Genomic DNA, 20,398 nt, shown 5'->3' on the forward strand with positions numbered 1-20,398 from the left:
TTTCAAGCCTTCTCTTCTTTCAAATTTCTGTAAAATCTCCGCAGATACAGCTTCATTCTTGGCAGATTAACGGGTCTCATTGTTTCGTTCATCCAGTCGGGTAAATCTTTTCGTATCGAGCTCCAAAGAACGCGGTAGTCCAGAATAATTATTGCCCCTTTCTCTTCGGCACTTCTGTGAACCCTTCCAGCTGCCTGAACAAGCTTTCTATGAGCCGGCAGATAATAACCGTAGTATCTCCCCTTTCTTGGGAACTTCTTTTCAAAATACCGTATTTGAGCCTGAACTCTTGGGGTAGGTCTTGCATATGGGATTCCAACCAGAACAACGCCGTTCATTTCATCTCCCGAATAGTCCTGCCCTTCGCTGTTCCTACCACCCATAACCCCCAGCAAAACTCCACCCTCTCTTTTTGCCTCCTCTTTAAATGCTCTAACCAAGATGTCATTCTCTTTAGAGCTTGCATTTTTCTTCTCAATGAAAACTTTTTTGCCAACTTCTTCTTCAATTCTCAAATGAACGTTGGCAGATAAGAGACCCTGAAGAACTTCATATGAAGCTGTAAAAACGCCGACATTCTTGGGAATGAGCTTTGCCGCTTCAACAATATATTCGGCCATTTTTCTGTATAACTCCAGGTTTCTCTCCTCTCCCCTTGTTGAGACATCCTTAGCGACTAAGACAAGGGCATTTTCTTTCTTGACCATCCTCGGGAACTTTTTAAGCTTTGCATTCTCAATTCCCATAATGTCTTTAAAAGCTTCAAGAGGCGTCAGCGTTCCGGACATGAAAATAGCCGATTGAACATCGTTTATGAAATTCAAAGCTTTAGAAGGATCTAAAGCAACTAATTCAAGGGAAAATCCCTTATCCTTGCTCATTATGAAGAGATAATCCTCCCTATCAATTAGAGAGAGCCAGTTCAACAAAAATTCCCCTACTCTTCCAACATAAGAACGCGGAGGCTTGTTCTTCTCAATTTTGTCTTCTCTAATTGCATCTCCTACTTCAACCATCTCTCTCAAGATTCTGACTAAAAGCCTCTCACTGATGTTAAGGATTTCAAAAACATGAGTGAATATGCTTTCCGGAAGAATGGGAGCTTCTTCAACTTCCCTATCTTTTAAACGCTCATTGTAGAGATTCTCCAGTCCTTTTAGGAAGATACTCAAAAAGTTTGCAATCTCATGCTCGTTATACTCTTCGGCCTCTTTTATCGCCCTAGTTATGCTGTTAACAGTTATCTTATCGCTTAAAACGTCGATAGCTTGATTTGGTAAGTTGTGAGCTTCATCAAAAATTACTATCAAGTCCTCATAATCAACTCCCAAGCTTTCAATGAATGCATCTCTAATAGCTGGGTTGAGCATATAGAGGTAGCTCGCAACAATCACATTCGCCTTTTCTCCCACTTTCCTTGTAACTTCATAAGGACACAGCTCCAAGAGGTTAGAATAGCTGAGAATCTCAATTGGCTGGGAAGGAGAGTTGAGGAAGTATTCAACAATCTCGTTAAATTCATCTTTCTTTTTCTTAACGTTCTCAAAATAATCACATTTGTGGAGCTTTTTGAGGTTTTTACACACAATCATGGCATTGTAAGCATCAGGAGCAAAGTTTTGAATGTAAGAGTGAAGGCAGAGCTCTTTTCTGCTTCTAAACTCCACACCACTGATGGAATTTATCTTATTTATCTCCTTGAGCTCCTCTATAACCCTGTCCATCTGTTTGTGTGTTCTTGCTAAGTAAACAACCTTGAAACCCATGCTCAAGGCATAAGGTAAAACCCCAGCAAGAACGCTTATCGTTTTTCCAAAACCAGTTGGGGCTTCAATTATCAAATTCTCTCCTTTTCTAACCGCCTCATCGACTAAGCTAATGAACTCCTCTTGATTTGGGCGCAGTGATTTATAGGGGAAGTAATCGCTCATCTTGACTCATCAAAAAAGTTATTAATGCTTCTTTTTAACTTTTCTCACAGAGATTAAAAGAGGGAGCTAAAATGGAGGAAAAAGATAAAAAGCTCATTGAAAGTGGCATTGAGGCGTTAATCCTTGGGTGGCTGGCATATCTGTTCTTTTATCAGAACTTCCTCCTTTATAAGTGGCACCGCGGACTATTGCTGCCTTCAAAGCTTCCATTCTTGGTTGCAGGAATTCTTGTGGGTCTGGCATACTTCCTCTATAGGTGGGAAAAGATAGAGAAGGAGATTCCTAAAGAAGTTTCAAAAGGAACTTCCGCTCCACAGGAGATTCCAGAGGAAAAAGAGAAAGAAATCAAATCTTAAGCCCGTGGATGTGTTCAAGAACCTTAACCATTAACTCAACGCTTGCATCAACATCTCTTTCATCAACGACTTCTGCATTTGAGTGAATGTATCTTGAGGGAACACTAACGGCACCCGTTGGGACACCAGCTTTATTGAGGTGGATTGCTCCAGCATCTGTCCCCCCACCGAGGAGAATGTCCCACTGGTACGGGATTTCGTACTTCTTAGCAAGCTCTTCCATCCATCTAACGATTGTTGGGTGGCAGATAACTGAGCGGTCCATTATTTTAATTGCGGTTCCCTTTCCGAGCTGGGTAACCTGCTTGTGCTCCGGAGTCCCTGGAACGTCAGCTGCTATGGTAACATCAATTGCAAAGCCGTAATCTGGGTCAATGCCAAAGGCACTTGTCCTTGCACCTCTAAGACCAACTTCCTCCTGAACTGTGGCGACGAAGTAAATATCTGCATTAGTCTCGCTGAGCTTTCTTGCAGTTTCAACTAAAGTATAGACTGCAATTCTATCATCAAATGCAATGCTCACAAGTCTGTGCTTTCCTAATCTCTCCAAGCGACCGTCCCATGTGATAATTGTGCCTATCCTGACACCCATTTCTTCTGCTTCTTCCTTGCTCTCAGCACCGATGTCAATGAAAACCTGATCCCAGTCTGGAGCTTTCTTCCTATCCTCTGGCTTCTGAATGTGAGGTGGAACTGAACCGCCAACACCGTAGATGAACTTATCCTTGCCAATCCAGACCTTGAAGCGCTGGGCAATTAAAGTTCTCGGGTCTATGCCACCTATTGGTGCAACCCTCAAAAATCCGTTCTTTTCAATGTGGGTAACCATTAGACCAATTTGATCCATATGTGCCGCAAGCATGACCTTCGGACCATCGCCTTTCTTGTGGGCGATAACGTTGCCAAGTTTGTCAACTTTTATCTCGTCAACATGATCTTTGAATGCCTCAATAACAACATCTCTGACCCCTAAGAACTCGTATCCTGAAACACCGGGAGCTTCAACGATTTTCTTTAAAAGCTCGTAGTCAACCATTTCCATCGCCTCCGTTTAGATGTCCATCTTAATGATCTCAGCAGGGATATTTAAGGTTTTAGGTAACAAACATCTGGACTCTGGATTTTAATCATGCAACAAAACTTGAAGAAAAAGGATAAAATCAGTGGAGAACTTTTGAGGCAAGGTTTAAAATTGCATTCACGTAGCTGTTGTAGTCCATTGTTTGAGTTGCTGCTGGGGTTATGAGCTTATCTGTGATGATCGGCGCCATCAGTCCAATGACAATCACTGTTAAAGCTAACAATAGGCAGATTAGGCTCATACTTGTTGGTTCTTTGATTTCCAAGCCTTCTTTTGGTTTCCCCAGCCAGATAACATAAAACACGCGCATGTAAGCAATTAAGGCAGTTGCTGAGCTGAGGACAAGAACTAACGCTAAGACCAAACTCCTATCAAGGAAAGCATTGAAGAGTAAGAGTTTGCTGAAAAATACGTTGAGTGGTGGGATTCCGACCAGGCTTAGCGTTGCAATTGCCAGTGAAAACGTGGCAATCGGCATTCTTCTTCCAAGTCCAGACAAATCGTCAATATTCCTAGAACCAACAGCATGAATGAAGACTCCAGCTGCCAAGAATAATAACGCCTTTGCAATCGCGTGATTAACCAAATGGAATAATGCTGCCTGCAAGCCTAATTCTGTCCCCAATCCAACAGCCATAAAGAGGTAACCCATGTGCATTATCGTGGAGTATGCAATGAGCTTCTTAACATCCCTCTGAACATTCATCATCAAAGCACCAAACAAAGCAGAGACGGCACCCAAGACAATTACAATCGTGCTTAACATACTGACTACATGAGCCAATCCTGGAGCTAAAGAACCACCATAAACCGTGTACAAAAACCTAATCAAGGCATAAACACCAACATTAACGACCAAACCAGAAAGCACTGCTGAGATAGGACTTGGTGCCGCTGGGTGAGCTTCCGGAAGCCAGAAGTGGTTTGGCACTATGGCTGCCTTAATGAGGAAAGCCCATGTTGCCAAAGCCAAAGCAACACCCGAAGCAATTACAACATTACCAACTGGAGTGCCAGTCACTGGAAAACTCAAACCATGAACTTTTGCCGATAAATCAGCAAAATTCACTGTACCAAACGCTCCATAAAACACTCCTAACGCTAAGAAGTACATTGTCGTTCCAACTGCTCCAATTAAAGCGTATTTAAGCCCAGCAGTGACTGAATCACCCCTATCCCTGTAAAACATTACCAAGGCATAAGCTGCAATACTCGTGACCTCAATCATGACGAAGAGGTTGAAAGCATCACCCGTCAAGAGAACGCCTAATAATCCAGCCTCCAAGCCCAAATAAAGCGTGTAATACCACTCCAAGCCCTCCTCATGCTCCAAGTAGTGGTAACTGTAAATCGCAATTAAGAACATTAACCCAGCAGTGACTAAGGCAATCAAAGCACTCAACTTGTCCACTTCATACACAATTCCAATTGGGGCAACCCACTTGCCGAAAGTGTAAACTAAGGGAGTGCTTGAAGAGTAAGCCAACTCAAAGAGCTTGAAAACACTGATTAAAGTCAAACCAGTTCCAATTAACGCGTAAGCTTGAACAATTTTTCTGTCCCCCTTAATGAGGATTGAGAATAATGGCAGTGCAAAAGCGAATACAATTGGAATGATTGGAGTTAAACCAACAACGTCCATTTCTCACCACCTCAGTCGAAAATCTTCTTTGCGTACCTTTCAAAATCCTCACAGATTTCTTTCTTCGCTTTTTCAGGCTTTGTAGTAGTCACGTTAATCCAATTTACGTACATGTACTTATCATCCAAGTCCACAACCACCGTACCTGGCGTATTAGTTATAGAGTTTGCAATGAGAGTCTTTGCATAATCTGTCTTCACCTCAATTGGCACTTTAACAATTCCAGGCTCGTACTTTCCACTGAGTATTCTAACCATCACGTCCAAGTGCGCTTTCACTTCTGCCACAAGCATGTACCAGATGAAGTAAATTATACCCCAAAGCCACCTGGCTGGGTTCAAGGCTTTGGAATCACTCTGAACAAGATATTTACCCATAAGCAAGCCAACACCGATTGCTACAATTAATCCAGTAACTAAATCAAATGGCTTAGTTGAACCCGTGAAGAGAATGTAAGTGATGAATGCTAATAATGCAGTTGGAATTATCCCCTTCATTGACTCTCACCCCTTAAAATTGCTGGAAGTTTCTTTCCTAATTCTCTAGTGTCCACAGTTCCGTACAAGCGGTAGATTTGGATTATTGCAAATGCAATAAGTACATTAACAGCCATTCCAATGACTACAGCCGTAATCACCAAAGCCTGGGGCAAAGGATCAACTGCCGTTGAAATGAATTGCCTCAAAGCGTCCTTTGAGAGTGATGGCAAAATTGGTGGTGCTACTGGATAAATCAATCTATAGCCCAGCAAAACTACAATCAAATTTGCTGTATCTCCAAAGATTGTTAATGCAATGAGTTTTTTAACTAAATTAGGCCTCCTCGCAATTCCATAGAGGCTTATTACGATTGTTGCGATCAGGGATAATATAATGACTGCCCAGATGAATGTTACAACTTCACTCATTCTCAACCCTCCTCAAGAACCTCTTGAACACACTTTCGGGAATTGCTAGCAGTAAAAACACTGCCGTGAATCCAGCTCCTACTGCTAAGAATTCGAAGAAGTTGTAGTAAATTAGTGAACCTCCAATTAATTGTCCTCCAAGTTCTGCTGGAAAGATTGGTTGATTCTGCATAATGAAACCACTGCTGAGCAAGGGGACTAATGCCACGAGAGCAATTCCTAAGAGACCAATAGAACGGAGGATTAATGCTCTTGTTTTGTCTAAACCACTTTCCTCCAAGGTATACTTGGAGTAAGCGGCAATGATTAACAATGGAGCAACAGCCAAAGCTGAACCACCCTGAAAACCACCACCAGGTGTGAGGTGACCGTGCAAAGCAATCGAGGCCGAGACAGCAAGAATCATTGCAACAATAATCTTCGTCACTGATTTAATTACTAAGGTCAAACCGCCAGAGAATTCCTCCGTCTTCTGTTTAGCCTCTTTTTCTTGCTTCTTGTTTAATCTGAAGAGTGTTAAACTACCAATGATTGCGAGGAAGAAGACTGAAGTTTCAAAGAGGGTATCAACACCACGATAATCCCAGAGGATTGAAGTTACAACTTCAGGACTCTTTGCTGAATAATCACCAAAGTAGCTGTTCTCCAAGTAGAATTCGCCCAACGGTCTTAGCTCAGTTTGTGGAGTAAGCTTTGGCGCCATGAGGTAAGCACCGATGAAGATGATTGCCAAAATTAGTGCAAGTGGAAGTAGCTTCCTCATTCAAACCACCTCGTAGCGAGTTGTTTTACTAACTACGAAAACGAGCAATGCAGTGTAAATTCCAACTGCAATTGCTATGTATGCTAGGACTATGTCTGGAGCCATGAGGATGTAAAAGGCAATGGCGTAAGCAATTGCTTGTACCGCTGAAAAACCGATGGCCTTGAGGAGGTCTTTTTCAATGATTGCGAGATAAGAAAATATTAGTCCAATGATTACTGTGATGAGGAGCATTAGCAAGTGGATTTCAATCATTCTCCCTCACCTCTGCCAAGTGATCCACCTTAGGCTCCCACGTGACAAGCTTAGCCTTGTGGGCAGCGTATGCTAAGGCATGTGCTCCTGCTGGAGCCGCTAGAAGAACTATAACTCCAGTAACAAAGCTTGCACCAGCAATGGCATACTTGTTTGGCAGAAAATCAGAGCCTAACGCAAGAAAGCCAACGCCGAATAACGGCACTACTGCTCCTCCAATAGTTCCTACCGTAGCAGCGTGTAAGCGAATGTAAAAGTTCGGGAATTTAAGCAACCCTAACGCCCCAAACAAGTCGCAAATCCCACCAATGACTATCATGATTGCTCCAATGTAAAAGAGGATTTCGTTCATGCGCCCACCTCCTTGCTGACCAAATGTTTAGCAATGTAAATGTCCAACAAGTAAGCCCACAATGCCAGAGTTATTGCTGCACTAATTAGGAATGCTGACTTGAAGTAAACTGCAAGAATTGCCATGAATGCTGCAATATCAAAAGACATACAGTCAACTGCTAGGATTATATCCACTATCGTTGGACCCTTAAATGCCCTGATAGCATAGATTATGAACGCCAACAGGTAAAGCGGAATGACAAATTTCATCAAAAGAAAAAACTGGCTCTCAAGGCTCATCAGCACCACCATCCGTTTTAACAACTATGTTGGGAACAAAGTGCCTTGTCTCCTTTGCTTCTCCAAAGAGAATTTCAACTATGTCTCTTTCTGTCTTCTCGTCGAGTTCTTCGATGTAAATTTCTCTTTTCTGCTTCTGCTTTACCAAGCCCCTTGCCATCGCTACAGCGTAAATAATAGCTTCGGGCTTAGGAGGACAGCCCGGAATGTAAATTGTAGTCGGCGGTTCAATACCGTATTCCTCCTTGAGGATTTTGTAGAGCTCTTTCACGCCGCCAATCACTGCATAGGTATCATACCATATCCCGCCACCACAGGCACATGAGCCGATAGCTAAGACTATCTTCGGCTCTGGAACTGCCTTCAATGCCTCAATGACCTTTGGCAAGCACTCTCTTGTGACTGGACCCGTAAAAGCTATTGCATCAGCATGTCTTGGTGAACCAACGAGCTTAATTCCAAATCTTTCAACGTCTTGCTTGGGAGCAAATATATTGAGTATTTCAATATCACACCCATTACAGCTTCCACTGTTTAAATGAAAAACCCATAAACTCTTCTCAAACATATCCCCCACCACCTTTTGCAAAAATCAACTGCTCAGAAATTCTCCTAGCCCTGCATTCTGGGCACAAGAACATCATCTCCCTTTCCCAAGGTTGAAGTTCCTTTGCTGAGTAAAGCAAATGCCTAAAGGTGTCAAATGGCCTGCCACACTCCTCACAGCGAACCATCTTTAGCTCAACAAACTGGTGCAAATCCTCTTCAGAAAGAGTTGCCAGCTCAAATTCTTTTGTGAGCTTTATTGCTCCCGTTGGACACACATCCTGACAGCGGGCACAGAAGATGCATCTTCCTATGAAAAGATGAACTACCCTGACCCCCTTTTCTAAGTCATCATAAACCTGCAGTGCTTGAGGAGGACAGGCATTTGAGCATGATGTGCACCCGATGCATTTCTCTGGATCAATTACAGGTTTTCCTCTGAAGCCCTCTGGAACTTCAAGCGGGACAAAAGGGTACTTCTCCGTTACTCTTCCAATGCTTATAGCCTTGGCAATAAGCTTAAACCTCCCCATCGCTCACAGCCTCCTGAGGTAATCATCAAGAGAGCATCTGCAGACTTTTTCTCCATCAACAATGACCATATGGTCTGTACACGAAAAGCACGGATCTATTGAGGCTATGATTATTGGGGCATCTGCCAATTTTTCTCCCATAAGCATTATAGGAACAGCGGGCAGGTTGTTGTAGGTTGGCGCTCTTGGACGCCACCTGTAAACTTTGTTGCCGCCCTCAGTAATCACAAAGTGCACATCTTCCCCTCTTGGGGCTTCAGTTGCTCCAATGCCGACTGCATATTCTGGAAGCTCATAATCCTCGCTTAAAATGTCTCCCGGTGGGAGCTGATCTAAAGCCTGTTCAATTATCCAGAAGCTTTCAAATGTCTCCTCATACCTCACCAAGAACCTTGCAAGGACATCTCCCTCCTTGTAGACAGGCACCTTAAACTCCAAATCCCCATAGGCTGCATATGGATGATCCCTCCTTACATCGGTGTCAATGCCAGATGCCCTCGCAACAGGTCCGACTACACCTATTTCCCTGCCCTCTCTCTTTGGAAGAACACCAACCCCTTCCATTCTGCTTATGAGCTCCTTCATCTCAGCAGCGTTGTCAAGAACTTCTTTTGTCTCCTTTTTGGTTTTTTCAAAAATTTCAAGCACTTTTTTCTTCTTTTCTTCATCAATGTCTCTCCTGACGCCCCCTATGAGGTTCATCCCGTAGGTCTTTCTATTTCCGGTCAAAAGCTCTGCCAAATCCATAAACGCTTCTCTTATACGCCATGTGTGCATGAAGCCAGAATCAAAGCCAAGTAAATGGAAGGCAACACCAAACCAGAGCAAATGGGAGTGCAGTCTCTCAAGCTCAAGGAGTATGGTTCTTATATAAAGTGCCCTTTCTGGAACCTCAATTTTGGCGGCATCCTCAACGGCCTGAGCGTAGGCGCAGTTGTGAGTGTATCCGCAAATTCCACAGATTCTCTCAGCTAAGAATGGAATCTGATTTATTGTCATCCTTTCCTCTGCCAATTTTTCCAGACCTCTGTGGACGTGAAATCCCCTATAGACTGCCCCAACTATTTCCTCGCCTTTGACATGGAGCTCAAAAACTTCCGGCTCGTGAAGCGTTGGATGATAGGGCCCAACTGGAACCTCCATAACTCCAGGCTTTTTCTCCTTTTTTGAAGGCTTAAACTCAATCCTTGGTGGTCTTTCATTGTAGTGGAACTCCTTCCTCAATGGGTGAATTCCTTCAGGCCAGTCGTCAGGTAGAATAAGCCTCAGCGGCTCTGGATGTTCATCAAAGAAAATTCCAACCATATCCATTGCCTCTCTCTCAGCCCAGTTTGCACCGCTTATGACCGGTGTAATTGAAGGAATCCTTAAGTTGCTTGCAACTGCTTTGAGAACTACGTATCTCTTTTCAGACTCACAGTTGAAGATGTGATACATTGAAAAGCCTACTCCCAGTAAGCGCTCATCAACACCAACTCCCGTTGCATAATAACAGCCCGCTTTGAAAAGCAACTCTGCAGTACTCCTGAGCTTATCATTTGGAACCAAAGCCAAGATTACTTTTTCATCATGCCTGAGGATTTTAGCATCATTTCCTTTTAGAATCTCAATTATCACGGCTACCACCCCACCAAGGCTATAATCCACACAACCAAAGCTACAGCGGAAAGCTTCTTCATCAGCTTGACAGCTTGGTCAATCCTGAATCTTCCATAGTAAGCTTCGAATGTTGAATAAATCACTGAGAGAATCATTATGCCAAGGAGATAACCAATGAGTCTTGTTGGATTTTGAACTGGAAGGATGAAGTTCAAAAGCAAGCTGTAAAGGAGAAGGCGCTTCAGGAACATCGAGTATTCAAGTAAACCGAGATGTTTTCCGCTGTATTCGATTAGAGGGCCCTCAATTATTTCAGGCTCAGCTTCAGCAATATCAAAGGGCAATCTGGCACTTGCAACATATATCACAAGGAGAAGCAGGAGTAATGCAAGGACTGAGGAAATCCTCAAAGGTAGCGGGAACAGCTGATCAAAACTCAGGCTTTTGCCTATTACAGCTATCGTACCTACTATGAAAGCCAAGAGTAGTTCTTCACTCATAAAAAGGGAAACCTCTCTGTTTGAACCTATCTGGGCATAAGCATTCCCTGAGGAAAACGCTCCGATGACAAAGCTCAAAGTTGCCAGGCCAAGGAGATAAACCACAACTATAAAGTCTCCAATGAAGTTTATTGAGCTGGGCAAGAGAGTCGGAACTATTAAGTAAGCTGTCAGAACAGCTGTGAAGGTCACATACGGAGCGAGCTTGTAGAATGATTTAACAGAATCCTGAGGTTCAACTGTAGGTCTCTTGAAGAGCTTTATCAAGTCCCACCACGTCTGGAGTATTGATGGTCCCTGTCTGTTCTGCAGACGTGCTCTGATTTTCATCTCAAAACTATCTACTACTGGAGCAATAAGCAGGGCAAATGCTAAGTTGATTGCCATGAAAATGATGTTCATAGGCTTACACCTCCTAAAAGTGCCACTAAAATTACTATCAGAATCATTGCAAGGGAAAGCATAGAGTCCAAGTCATAGGACAGGACTTCAAACTTGGTTCCAAGCACTTTTCCAATCTTAGTGACTTTTTGCACAATGTCTTTACTGGCGTCACCTAAGAGATAAACCTCATTGAAAGCTTCTTTAAAGTCCCGATAATAAGCGTCAGCAGGCATACTTACATTGAGGTCTTCACTTCTCCCGGTCTTCCAAGTTGACACAACACTGCCCTTCGATGGGATAAGCAGAAAAGCTATTAGTGTTGAAACCAGCAAAAATGCAAAGACTATTATCGGTGAATAACCCCCTGTTTTTGGCACAACGAGGGAGGGATAAACTACAAGAGAAGCTAACGGAACGCCTATTGAACCCAAGGCTTGGGATATCATTTTTAATGGAACGAAAGGATAAACTCCAAATGCTATACAAAGCAAAGCTAAGACAATCTGAGGAGCAGACATTAAAAGCGGAACTTCCTTTGCATCGATTTCCTTAACTGCAGGTTTTGTAAAGATTGCCGTGAAGTATTTTACAAAAGCCCCAAGGGTTACAGCACTTATGAAAATGGCAATTATTCCAAAGAGTGAAGTTGCTGGAGATGAGAGGGTTGAGATGTAGATCATCCATTTGCTCACAAAGCCATTAAGGGGGGGCATGCCAGCTATTGCAAGTGAGCCTATTAGGGCGGCAAAAGCAGTCAGAGGCATCTTCTTTGCTAAACTTCCTAAATAATTCAAATCTCTTGTCCCCGTTTCATACATCACTGAACCAGCCGTAAGGAATAGAAGTCCTTTGAAGAAGGCATGATTCATCGTGTGAAAAAGTGCAGCAGCTAAGGCTACACTCCCCAAGAGCTGATCTCCGTTCGCAAGGAAGTAAATCCCAGCCCCCATGGGTAAAAGGATGTATCCAATGTTGTCTATACTTGAAAAAGCCAATAAACGCTTTGAATCTTCTTGGAGTAAAGCGTACATCATACTGAAGAAAAGTGTCAGGACTCCAAATACAGCTATTATCAGCCCAATTTCGGGCTCCAATGGGAAGAAGCTTATGAAGAATCTGAGCAGCATATATATCGGCAGTTTAATCATGATACCACTCAGTAAAGCTGAAACATTGCTCGGGGCTTCTGGGTGAGCATCGGGAAGCCATGAATGGAATGGAATCATAGCCGCCTTAACCCCAAATCCTATGAGCAGTGCAAATGTCAGGGCATAAAGCATTCCCGGATGAGCTGAGAGATAAGCCGGTAGAATATTAGCAATTTCAGAATAGTCGGCGTTAAAGCTTGTTGCTTTAAGAATTATCAGCACAACTGCCAGTACAAGAAACTCTGCCCCAGCTTTTGTCATGCAGAAGTACTTGAATGCTGCCTTTACGGCTTTCTCTTCGCTCTGCTCAAATGCCACTAAGAATTGGGAAAACAGGCTCATCAGCTCCCAGAAGAGTATGAACCACAGTAAGTTCCAGCATATCAAGACGAGATACATCGTCAACAGGAAAATTGGATAGTTGAAGGTGTAAATCCGCATGTCTTCTTTGCCGAGGTACTTTTCCATGTATTTGATACCGTAAACTGATGCGCAGAGGCTTAAAATACCGAGCAGGAGCAGGAAAAATGCCGAAAGCGAGTCAACTCTAAAGACAAGCCAGTTGAGGGTTGCAAAAAGCGAAGATGAGTTGAACAAGCTGTATTTAAGCTCAAGGGTCGTTCTAAACCCTAAGACTCCAATGTATATCATCACTACCGATGCTATTGCTGATAGTGTACTTACTATCTTGAGAGCCATTTTTGCTTTTGACAACCCCACCACTGCCGCTATAATTAATATACCAACAGGTATTAACAACATCTGAGTCTCCATTGCTGTTCACCCAAATTTTTCTTAATTTGTCTTGATTTTAGCAAAGTATCTGTTTACACATCACATTGCCCGAAATATATTGAGTGAAATTTTTATTCATGAAATTAGACTCATACATCTGTGAAATTTTCTGGCGAATTTTGTTTATATATTTTGCCTAATGTATCCATTCTAAACCTTTGGTTAAAACATACATTATGGAACAAAAATGAGCATCAAAGGGAAAGTCTCAAATAAATTTTGTGGGAAATAAAATCGATATAATCGATCTCATATCCCTCAAGAATCAACTCTTTACCGAGTAGATTCTTTACAATGATTTTTCCATCTTTAACTTCAAGCAGAGTTACATCTGTCATAACAACTTCTGCTTTTCCATCTTCAAAGACTATGACTTTTGACTGACACATTTACAACACCTTAGAACGCTTTTTTACGTTCAATATCCTTCTTGCAAGTGCTTCGACATCTTCATATATCGGAGAATCCTTTGGAATAGAATCAACTCCCTTCCCTTTATTATCCACATTAATAACGCTTTCATCAAAGCTTACAAGATGGTAGGGCGTTGAATCCGAGAAGACTTTTGCATAAAGCTGGGAGGCTTTTAAGGAGTTGCGAACTTTGTTTATTACAAGGAATATATTTGATATGTTGAGCTGCTTCCCCATTTCTGTGAGCTTCCTCGCTATCAATAAAGATTTCAGCGTTGGTTCTGCCACACATATCATGGCATCAAATTTTTCTGCCAGTCCTCTTCCGAAAATCTCCGCTCCAGCTTCGCTGTCCACAATAACGATATCCTTTTCAGATAGCAGAACGTGCAGCAAAAATGCTCTTGCGAGAGCTAACGCTGGACACAGACAGCCTTCTTTACTCTGCTCTATGCTTCCAACTACTACAAGCTTCAAATTTGGCTTTATTGTTATGCCGTATCGCTCAGCCAAATCATCAACTTTTGGAGTCAGTGAGAACAGAACTCCCCAGCCTTCACCTGGTCTTGCTCCAGTTCTTTCCTCTGCAAGCTTTTCATTTCGTGAAAGTGGAACAATTTCTAAAGCTTCTTCAAATGGAATTCCCAGACTTTGAGCAAGATTGGGAACTGAATCTGTATCTAAAGCCAGTATATTATACCCTTTATCGGCTAAGATATGGGCTAACAAAGCTGAAATTGTAGTTTTTCCAACTCCCCCCTTTCCAGCGACAAGTATCTTCATTTTAGTACCTCCAGTGATTAAATCACGCTTCTCCTATAATTGCTTTGTTTTTCAAATTAAAGATAAAAGGAGAGATCAAACAGGCCATTTGAGCTTCTTCCTCTTCTCGATTATCACATTGTAAATTGTCTCTGCTGCCTTTACTGGATCCGGTTCGACGTAGAACTTTCCTCCGAGGAGGTCTTCAATGTCATCCGTAAGGAGCCTGGTAACCTTCTGGCTTCCGAGCACTGGTGGAACTACTCCCAAGTGGGTGAATACACCGCTTGCAACAAAGTAAGTTCCAATTGACACTGCTTTTTCACTCATCCATTCTGGAGCAGAGCCAGCTACTGGCAAATCGGGAATATCAACACCTAAAGCTTCAGCAAGTGCTCCAAGAACAATCAGGATTCTTGAGCAGTCAACACAGCTACCCATATGGAGGCATGGCGGAATTCCAAGTGTCTCACACACTGCTCTAAGTCCATCTCCTGCCATTTTTGCCGCTTCAGGTGTTAGTAAACCGCCCATTGCTGCTGCGATTCCCCAGCAACCAGTCCCAACTACCAAGATATCTCTCTTTATGAGCTCCTTAGTTAGTGTTACATGACTGTGGTTGTGCTTAACCTTTGGATTATTACATCCAACAACTCCAACGATTCCTTTAATTGTACCTTCTCTGAGTGCATTGATGAGAGGTTCAAGCGTTCCTCCAAGGGCTTCAAGGATTGCTTCAACGCTGAAGCCTGCAACAACTTCACTCTTGTGTTTTGGAATATAGACCCTTTCTTTTGGCCTGTTCTGGAAGTTTTCAATTGCAATCTTGACTATCTCCTTGGCAATTTCATCTGCTCTCTCCGGTTTGAACTCTATGTGCACTGCTCCGGGTATGTGTGCCTTGGGTTCGGTTGTAATTATCTTGGTGTGATAACAGCCGGCTACATCAATCAACGATGGCATTAGACACTGGTAATCAACGACCATAGCTTCAACGGCACCTGTTATTATTGCTAACTCTTGCATCAGGAAGTTTCCAGCTGGAGAGATGCCGAGCCTCACTAAGACCTCATTTCCAGTACAGCACATTCCCGCAACATTCACCCCCTTGGCTCCATATTTCTTGGCCAATTTCTGCATCTCTTCACTTTGGGCAACTTCGGCTATCTTCATTGACAGTATTGGATTATGACCGTGGACAATTATATTCACGTAATCTTCCTTGAGAACACCCAGGTTTGCAGTAGTCTTAATTGGCTTTGGTGTTCCGAATAGGATGTCGCTCAAATAGGTAGCCATCATTGAGCCGCTCCATCCATCGGCAAGTGCTGTTCTAACACCGTGAAGGAGTAGCGAAGCTGGATCTGCATCAACACCCATATGGGTTCTGTGCATACACTCACAGATTTCCCTGTCAATTGCCCTTGGCATGACTCCAAGCCTCTCCCAGACTTTAATTCTCTTCTTGGGAGCTGTTGCCACGAGCAACTTCAACGGTTCATCGTCGGGTTTTCCAAACTCCAATTCCAAGATATGTGCAACTTCCGAGGCTATTTCACTTTCACTCTTCCCCTCGATATCAATGCCAAGAATTTGAGCCAATCCTTTAAGCTTCTCAACATCTGTCAGCCTGTACCCTTTAAACTCTCCTGTTGCTACTCCTTTAAACACGTGGACGATGTCCCTCGCATGATCGCTGTGTGCTGCTGCTCCTGCAGCAATCATTCTCAAAATGTTCCTTGCAACTATTGTATCAGCATCTGCTCCACAAACACCTTTTGTTGGCCCAGCGCCAAATGGGTCAATCCTACATGGACCCATGTTACAGTTTCTACAACAGACTCCCAGAAGACCGAAGCCACATTGGGGCTGCTGCTCTAAAAAGCGGTGCCAAGCAGTCTTCACGCCCTCCTCCTCAGCCTTCTCAATTAGGTCACCAACGCCCTTAGTCTCAGAAACCTGCTTTGCAGGAACCTTAAACTTTATGTATTCCGCCATCACAACCACCTCAATACCACTTAACCTCTAAATAGGCTGTATAAACATCCATCGGGCTGATTCTCTCTTCCTTTTTCTTTTCCTCAACAACTGGCTTCATGTATACAATGCCTGGAACTTTCAAGCCCGAAATTAGTTCTCCCGCTCTTTCTTTTCTAATCTCGTCAAGAATTTCTTCAAGGGTTCCAAACTTCAATGCCTTGGTGGGGCAAGCTTCTACACATGCCGGCTCTCTGCCCTCCCTAACTCTCTCAATGCATGAATCGCACTTCAGAACAACCTTGTACTCCGGCTCATATTTAGGATGTCCAAATGGACATGCCATGACACACATCAAACAGCCGATACACTTGTTGGCGTTGAGCACTACAAAGCCTTCTTCGCTCTTCTTTATTGCTCCAGTTGGACAGACTTTCATACATGGAGCATCTTCACAGTGCTGACACCTCAGTGGAACATTGAAGAAATCTGCAACTACAACCTTTAGTCTCGGCTTGGGCGTTGGTTTTTCAAAGATTGCTCCGGATAATGTCTTGCTCATTGAATGCTCTACTGCACATGCTATTTCACAAGATCTGCATCCCATGCACTTCTTTGGATCAATGTAAATTGTTGGTCTCTCTAAACTTGTCTCAAGAAGCGACATTGTTATCACCTCAAAACTTAGGTAAACAAAGGAGATTAAAAGGAGACCGTGTTCGGCAAATAACTCAAAAACTCCTTAATTTGTTCATGCACAAGAACACGTTTCAGTATTCATAAAGTGATACTATTGCTTTTTCTCTTATTTCCCTGTACTCTTTTAGAAGATCTTTAGCAAACTCTGTCAGAATCGTTATTCCTTTTTTCCTGCCCCCTCTGACGGATATAATTAAAGAAATGCCCAGTTTTTCTTCGAGACTTCTTACTTTTTCCCAATATGTCGAAGGAGAAACTCCGAGAGCCTTACATGCAGCTCTAAATGAATTAACCTGAGAAATTAGTTCCAAAAGTTCCAAGATCTCCCCAGGGATCTCAACACCCTCTTTTGTCACGAATGAGACCCGTATTTTAGGTGAAAGTCCAACAACGTTTCGATTTATTGTACAGGGTGAAAAGAGCATTTTTCTAAGGTCATCCTTAGTGATTCTCTTATAATTCACTTCAAATCTTGAAAGCGGACATTTTGAGAAGTTCCCATATGGATTCAAGTATAGAGTTTTACAGTTCTCAGCACTTGGAGAGGTCAGCAACGTTACTGGGTAATTGTCTATGAAGACCTTAATGGCATTGTAGAAATACTTCCTTCCATAATGAAGACCAATTTCAACGTTTTCTTTTTTCGCAATTTTTTCAAGAAATTTATCTGCATATGGAGATGCGTAAAGCTTTGGTCCTAACGTTATCTTTAACCCGTAACTTTTGCACAGTTCAATTGTTGACAGGATTTCGGCAAAGTCGGAGTTGGAATCCAGCAAAATATACGCCTCAAGATTGTCTATACCCTGAGAAAGGAGCATTTTTACTGTCTGAAGGTTTGACTTTATGTCCTTATAAGAGGGTATTATTAGAGAAATAAAATCAACGTTTTCAAGGGAAGTTTTGTTGAGAAAATTTCTCGAGACTGATACTGGAATGAAGAGGGTAAGCTTTCTACAGAGTTCCATAGTTTGCCGGATTATGATGTTAATCTTTGGATGGAGGAGAGGATTTGGGCATGTCAAAAGTCCTTCCTTAAATTTAAAATCCCCAAGATGAGAGCTGAGTATTTCCAATGCCTCAAGAGGAAGCATTATTCCAGCACAGCCAAATTTCTCTTTCCAAGGACATATCAGACAACTACTGTCACATTTGCTTGAAGGTTGAACTGCTAAAATGCTCATATCCATCACTCGAATATCACTTCAAATCCACAGAAAGAATTGCCAAGTCCCCAGCAGTAGATTTCACGAGTTACGTTCTTTCCAACGAGTTCTTCCATGACCCCTTGAATAAGCCCTGCTTCAAAGTCACATAGGGTTCTGCCAATAGGAGGTGCTCGGTAACAACTGATGCATTCATATATATTCACTTTCATCTTGCTAAATGACTCGTCCACAATGTCAAGAAGCCCTATTTTTTGATTTAGGAACACCTTCGGTAGGTCATCAATGCTCCTAATCTCTCCAGTTTCTATTAACCTGCGAGCCAAATTATACCCCGCACCTCTCAAAATTAGAGTCCTCAAAGATGGGCTGTATTCAAGCATGCCATAAGAAACCATTCTGAATGTCCTCACGTATTCCCTATCCTCTGGGGAGATTTTCACGAAAAACGGACGTACGACATTGAAGTAATTTTCCGGGGTTAATCTAATCCCTTCTCTATGTTTCCTTTTGCTTCTAACCTCCTCTTTGTAAATTTTCCTCCACTTTTCTATTAGAACACTAACATCTTCCATACCAACCATCTAATGAAATTATTTGCATATATCACTTTAAGATTTTTGGTCACAAATCTTTTCAATGAAGAGATTCAACTGATTTCTATGATACTCCTGAAGCTTCCTATTGTTGAGGGAGAGTTCATTGAAAGAATAAATAGATTTGTTGGGTTGGTTAGAATAGATGGTGAAGTTAAGCGAGCCCTTATAACGAACACTGGACGCTTGGAGGAATTTATGGTCAAAGGTAGAAAGTGCTTCTGCATTCCCAAGCAGGGAGGAAAAACAGACTTTGTTTTGATAGCTTTTGAAGATAAAAACTCTAAGGGGGCTATAATTGATACAAGAATCCAAGCGAGGGCATTTGAGAAGGCTGTAGAGCTTGGATTAATTTCATGGTTGAAAGATTGTCATATTAAAAAGAGGGAAGTTAAAATCGGAGCTTCTCGGCTGGATTACCTTTTAGATTGCAGTGGGGAAGAAATTTGGGTTGAAATGAAAAGCGCTGTTCTCAGGGAGGGAGAATATGCAATGTATCCCGACTGTCCAAGCTTAAGGGGTCAGAAGCACATCAGAGAGCTCATAAAACTCCGGGAGAGAAGCAAAAGAGCCATGATTATCTTTATTGGTGCTCTGCCAGATGTTAAGAGGTTTAAGCCTTATGTTAAAGGTGATCCGGAAATTGCAAGACTTTTAAAGGAAGCAAAGGATAGAGGTGTTGAAATAAAAGCTTTGAGTATAGCTTTATTACCCTCCGGAGAGATCATTTTAGAGAGGGATAATCTCGAGATTGAAATTTAGGAGGGTTTTTAAAGCCCATGGGGCTTAACACTTCTTAGGGGGTAACACCCCAATCTTAAAGAGGTGGCTGGAATGACGATTGTGGATGTTAGAATTTTAGTTGAAGGTGCGAGCGACGTTGAGGTTGTTAGCAAAGCATTGCAGGGTCTTGCATTGGGGAGTGAATACAACATAACGATTTCCTCAATAATTCCAACGACGAATTTAGAAATTGCAAAAAGCGCAGCGGCTGGGGCAGATTTGCTAATAATAGCAACTGACGCCGATAGGGTTGGGAGAGAACTTGCAGACAGACTTTTCAGGGAGCTCAGCGAATTAGTTGGACACGTTGAAAGAATGAAAATACCGCTTGGGCATGACTTAGAGCACATAGATGTCGAGCTTGTGAGGAAAGAGCTCAAAAATACCCTTGTGAGAGCGGGGTTAAAGAGTCTGCAGCTTCTCCCGGAGTATATGGCACTCAGGAACCAGTTGCTTGACTTAAAAGGAAAATACGATATGCTTGAACAAGAGAAGCACAGCCTCGAAAGTCAGCTCCAGGAAATTGAGCAGAAATATGAGCAGCTTAGGCAGGAATATCAGAGGTTAAAGGAGGAAAATGAAAACTTAAAAATACTCCTTGACAAGAGAAGCAACTTGGTGAAGATTGAAGAGGCTTGGAAGCAGATTTTTCCGGGGGAAGAGGTTCCAAACGAGGAAATCATAGGGAAAGCCGTTGAAAGGCTCGGGTTACAAGGTAGGGTAATTGTCGGTCAAGGATACATTTACGCAGAAGAGGAAAGACTGATTGAAGAGCTCTTAAAGATTGTATATCTTACCATGACAATTGCAAAACCAGAAGGACGAGAACCACCAGAAGAAAGAGTTGATGAAAGTGAGAGAATAGAAGAGACTAAAGAAACCGAGGTCTTTCATGAAAAAATAGAAGAGCTTTGATCTCTATATTTTCT

23 protein-coding genes are annotated in these 20,398 nt (G+C 42.5%); 3 read left to right on the top strand and 20 right to left on the bottom strand.

The features are described 5' to 3' along the window. Window positions 1-2: 2 nt before the first annotated feature. The gene (locus VFC49_RS03810; protein ID WP_324736238.1) at window positions 3-1,931 is read right to left on the bottom strand and encodes a helicase C-terminal domain-containing protein; all 1,929 of its coding nucleotides are present in this window, start codon (window positions 1,929-1,931) and stop codon (window positions 3-5) included. Between the two features lie 71 nt (window positions 1,932-2,002). Here VFC49_RS03810 and VFC49_RS03815 point away from each other — a divergent pair, with 71 nt between their 5' ends. After that, window positions 2,003-2,287 (top strand): hypothetical protein, encoded by a 285-nt coding sequence (locus VFC49_RS03815; RefSeq protein ID WP_324736239.1) that lies wholly within the window; start codon window positions 2,003-2,005, stop codon window positions 2,285-2,287. Here the strand turns inward: VFC49_RS03815 and VFC49_RS03820 are convergent. The 19 genes from VFC49_RS03820 to VFC49_RS03910 all read right to left on the bottom strand — a co-directional run bounded on the left by VFC49_RS03820 (window position 2,277) and on the right by VFC49_RS03910 (window position 18,674). Then, complete coding sequence (locus tag VFC49_RS03820; protein WP_324736625.1) at window positions 2,277-3,323, bottom strand: M42 family metallopeptidase; 1,047 nt, start codon at window positions 3,321-3,323, stop codon at window positions 2,277-2,279. The two genes, VFC49_RS03815 and VFC49_RS03820, sit on opposite strands and share 11 nt — an antisense overlap. A 124-nt stretch (window positions 3,324-3,447) precedes the next feature. Continuing rightward, window positions 3,448-5,010 carry a proton-conducting transporter membrane subunit gene (locus VFC49_RS03825; RefSeq protein WP_324736240.1) on the bottom strand — a complete coding sequence of 521 codons (1,563 nt, stop codon included), beginning with the start codon at window positions 5,008-5,010 and terminating at the stop codon, window positions 3,448-3,450. Window positions 5,011-5,021: 11 nt separating this feature from the next. Beyond that, window positions 5,022-5,507, bottom strand: a complete 486-nt coding sequence (locus tag VFC49_RS03830; protein ID WP_324736241.1) for a Na+/H+ antiporter subunit E — start codon at window positions 5,505-5,507, stop codon at window positions 5,022-5,024. Next, entirely contained in the window at window positions 5,504-5,917 is a 414-nt protein-coding gene (locus VFC49_RS03835; RefSeq protein ID WP_324736242.1) for a sodium:proton antiporter, read from the bottom strand. The genes VFC49_RS03830 and VFC49_RS03835 overlap by 4 nt, the downstream gene beginning before the upstream one ends. Next, window positions 5,910-6,680, bottom strand: a complete 771-nt coding sequence (locus tag VFC49_RS03840; RefSeq protein ID WP_324736243.1) for an MnhB domain-containing protein — start codon at window positions 6,678-6,680, stop codon at window positions 5,910-5,912. Before VFC49_RS03840 ends, VFC49_RS03835 begins: the two co-directional genes overlap by 8 nt. Further along, a complete protein-coding gene (locus VFC49_RS03845; RefSeq protein ID WP_324736244.1) occupies window positions 6,681-6,935 on the bottom strand; it encodes a hydrogenase subunit MbhD domain-containing protein in 255 nt (84 codons plus the stop codon). Beyond that, window positions 6,928-7,287 (bottom strand): monovalent cation/H(+) antiporter subunit G, encoded by a 360-nt coding sequence (gene mnhG, locus VFC49_RS03850; RefSeq protein ID WP_042681184.1) that lies wholly within the window; start codon window positions 7,285-7,287, stop codon window positions 6,928-6,930. Before mnhG ends, VFC49_RS03845 begins: the two co-directional genes overlap by 8 nt. Next, on the bottom strand, window positions 7,284-7,568 hold the full coding sequence (locus VFC49_RS03855; protein ID WP_324736245.1) for a monovalent cation/H+ antiporter complex subunit F: 285 nt from the start codon (window positions 7,566-7,568) through the stop codon (window positions 7,284-7,286). The genes mnhG and VFC49_RS03855 overlap by 4 nt, the downstream gene beginning before the upstream one ends. Then, window positions 7,558-8,136, bottom strand: a complete 579-nt coding sequence (locus VFC49_RS03860; protein ID WP_324736246.1) for an NADH:ubiquinone oxidoreductase — start codon at window positions 8,134-8,136, stop codon at window positions 7,558-7,560. Before VFC49_RS03860 ends, VFC49_RS03855 begins: the two co-directional genes overlap by 11 nt. Continuing rightward, window positions 8,129-8,647, bottom strand: coding sequence for a 4Fe-4S dicluster domain-containing protein (locus VFC49_RS03865; protein WP_324736247.1), 519 nt, complete (start codon window positions 8,645-8,647; stop codon window positions 8,129-8,131). Before VFC49_RS03865 ends, VFC49_RS03860 begins: the two co-directional genes overlap by 8 nt. A 3-nt stretch (window positions 8,648-8,650) precedes the next feature. Continuing rightward, on the bottom strand, window positions 8,651-10,264 hold the full coding sequence (locus VFC49_RS03870; RefSeq protein ID WP_324736248.1) for an NADH-quinone oxidoreductase subunit C: 1,614 nt from the start codon (window positions 10,262-10,264) through the stop codon (window positions 8,651-8,653). 2 nt (window positions 10,265-10,266) lie between these two features. Beyond that, window positions 10,267-11,148: a respiratory chain complex I subunit 1 family protein gene (locus VFC49_RS03875; RefSeq protein ID WP_324736249.1), complete on the bottom strand. Its 882-nt coding sequence runs from the start codon at window positions 11,146-11,148 to the stop codon at window positions 10,267-10,269. Beyond that, a complete protein-coding gene (locus VFC49_RS03880; RefSeq protein WP_324736250.1) occupies window positions 11,145-13,052 on the bottom strand; it encodes a proton-conducting transporter membrane subunit in 1,908 nt (635 codons plus the stop codon). The genes VFC49_RS03875 and VFC49_RS03880 overlap by 4 nt, the downstream gene beginning before the upstream one ends. Before the next feature lie 215 nt (window positions 13,053-13,267). Then, the gene (locus VFC49_RS03885) at window positions 13,268-13,462 is read right to left on the bottom strand and encodes a CooT family nickel-binding protein (RefSeq protein WP_324736251.1); all 195 of its coding nucleotides are present in this window, start codon (window positions 13,460-13,462) and stop codon (window positions 13,268-13,270) included. Then, on the bottom strand, window positions 13,463-14,269 hold the full coding sequence (locus VFC49_RS03890; RefSeq protein ID WP_324736252.1) for an ArsA-related P-loop ATPase: 807 nt from the start codon (window positions 14,267-14,269) through the stop codon (window positions 13,463-13,465). A gap of 75 nt (window positions 14,270-14,344) precedes the next feature. Continuing rightward, window positions 14,345-16,246 carry an anaerobic carbon-monoxide dehydrogenase catalytic subunit gene (gene cooS / locus VFC49_RS03895; protein WP_324736253.1) on the bottom strand — a complete coding sequence of 634 codons (1,902 nt, stop codon included), beginning with the start codon at window positions 16,244-16,246 and terminating at the stop codon, window positions 14,345-14,347. Between the two features lie 10 nt (window positions 16,247-16,256). Continuing rightward, the gene (locus VFC49_RS03900) at window positions 16,257-16,892 is read right to left on the bottom strand and encodes a 4Fe-4S dicluster domain-containing protein (RefSeq protein WP_324736254.1); all 636 of its coding nucleotides are present in this window, start codon (window positions 16,890-16,892) and stop codon (window positions 16,257-16,259) included. A 103-nt stretch (window positions 16,893-16,995) separates the two neighbouring features. Beyond that, entirely contained in the window at window positions 16,996-18,114 is a 1,119-nt protein-coding gene (locus VFC49_RS03905) for a winged helix-turn-helix domain-containing protein (protein ID WP_324736255.1), read from the bottom strand. Then, window positions 18,114-18,674: a V4R domain-containing protein gene (locus VFC49_RS03910; RefSeq protein ID WP_324736256.1), complete on the bottom strand. Its 561-nt coding sequence runs from the start codon at window positions 18,672-18,674 to the stop codon at window positions 18,114-18,116. The genes VFC49_RS03905 and VFC49_RS03910 overlap by 1 nt, the downstream gene beginning before the upstream one ends. 78 nt (window positions 18,675-18,752) lie before the next feature. Between VFC49_RS03910 and sfsA the strand changes: the two genes are divergently transcribed. Next, window positions 18,753-19,448, top strand: a complete 696-nt coding sequence (sfsA, locus tag VFC49_RS03915) for a DNA/RNA nuclease SfsA (RefSeq protein WP_420719620.1) — start codon at window positions 18,753-18,755, stop codon at window positions 19,446-19,448. Window positions 19,449-19,520: 72 nt separating this feature from the next. Next, window positions 19,521-20,384, top strand: a complete 864-nt coding sequence (locus tag VFC49_RS03920) for a toprim domain-containing protein (protein WP_324736257.1) — start codon at window positions 19,521-19,523, stop codon at window positions 20,382-20,384. The last annotated feature ends 14 nt before the right edge of the window (window positions 20,385-20,398 follow it).

It is taken from the genome of Thermococcus sp. SY098 (genome assembly GCF_035621495.1).
Lineage (GTDB): Archaea > Methanobacteriota_B > Thermococci > Thermococcales > Thermococcaceae > Thermococcus_B.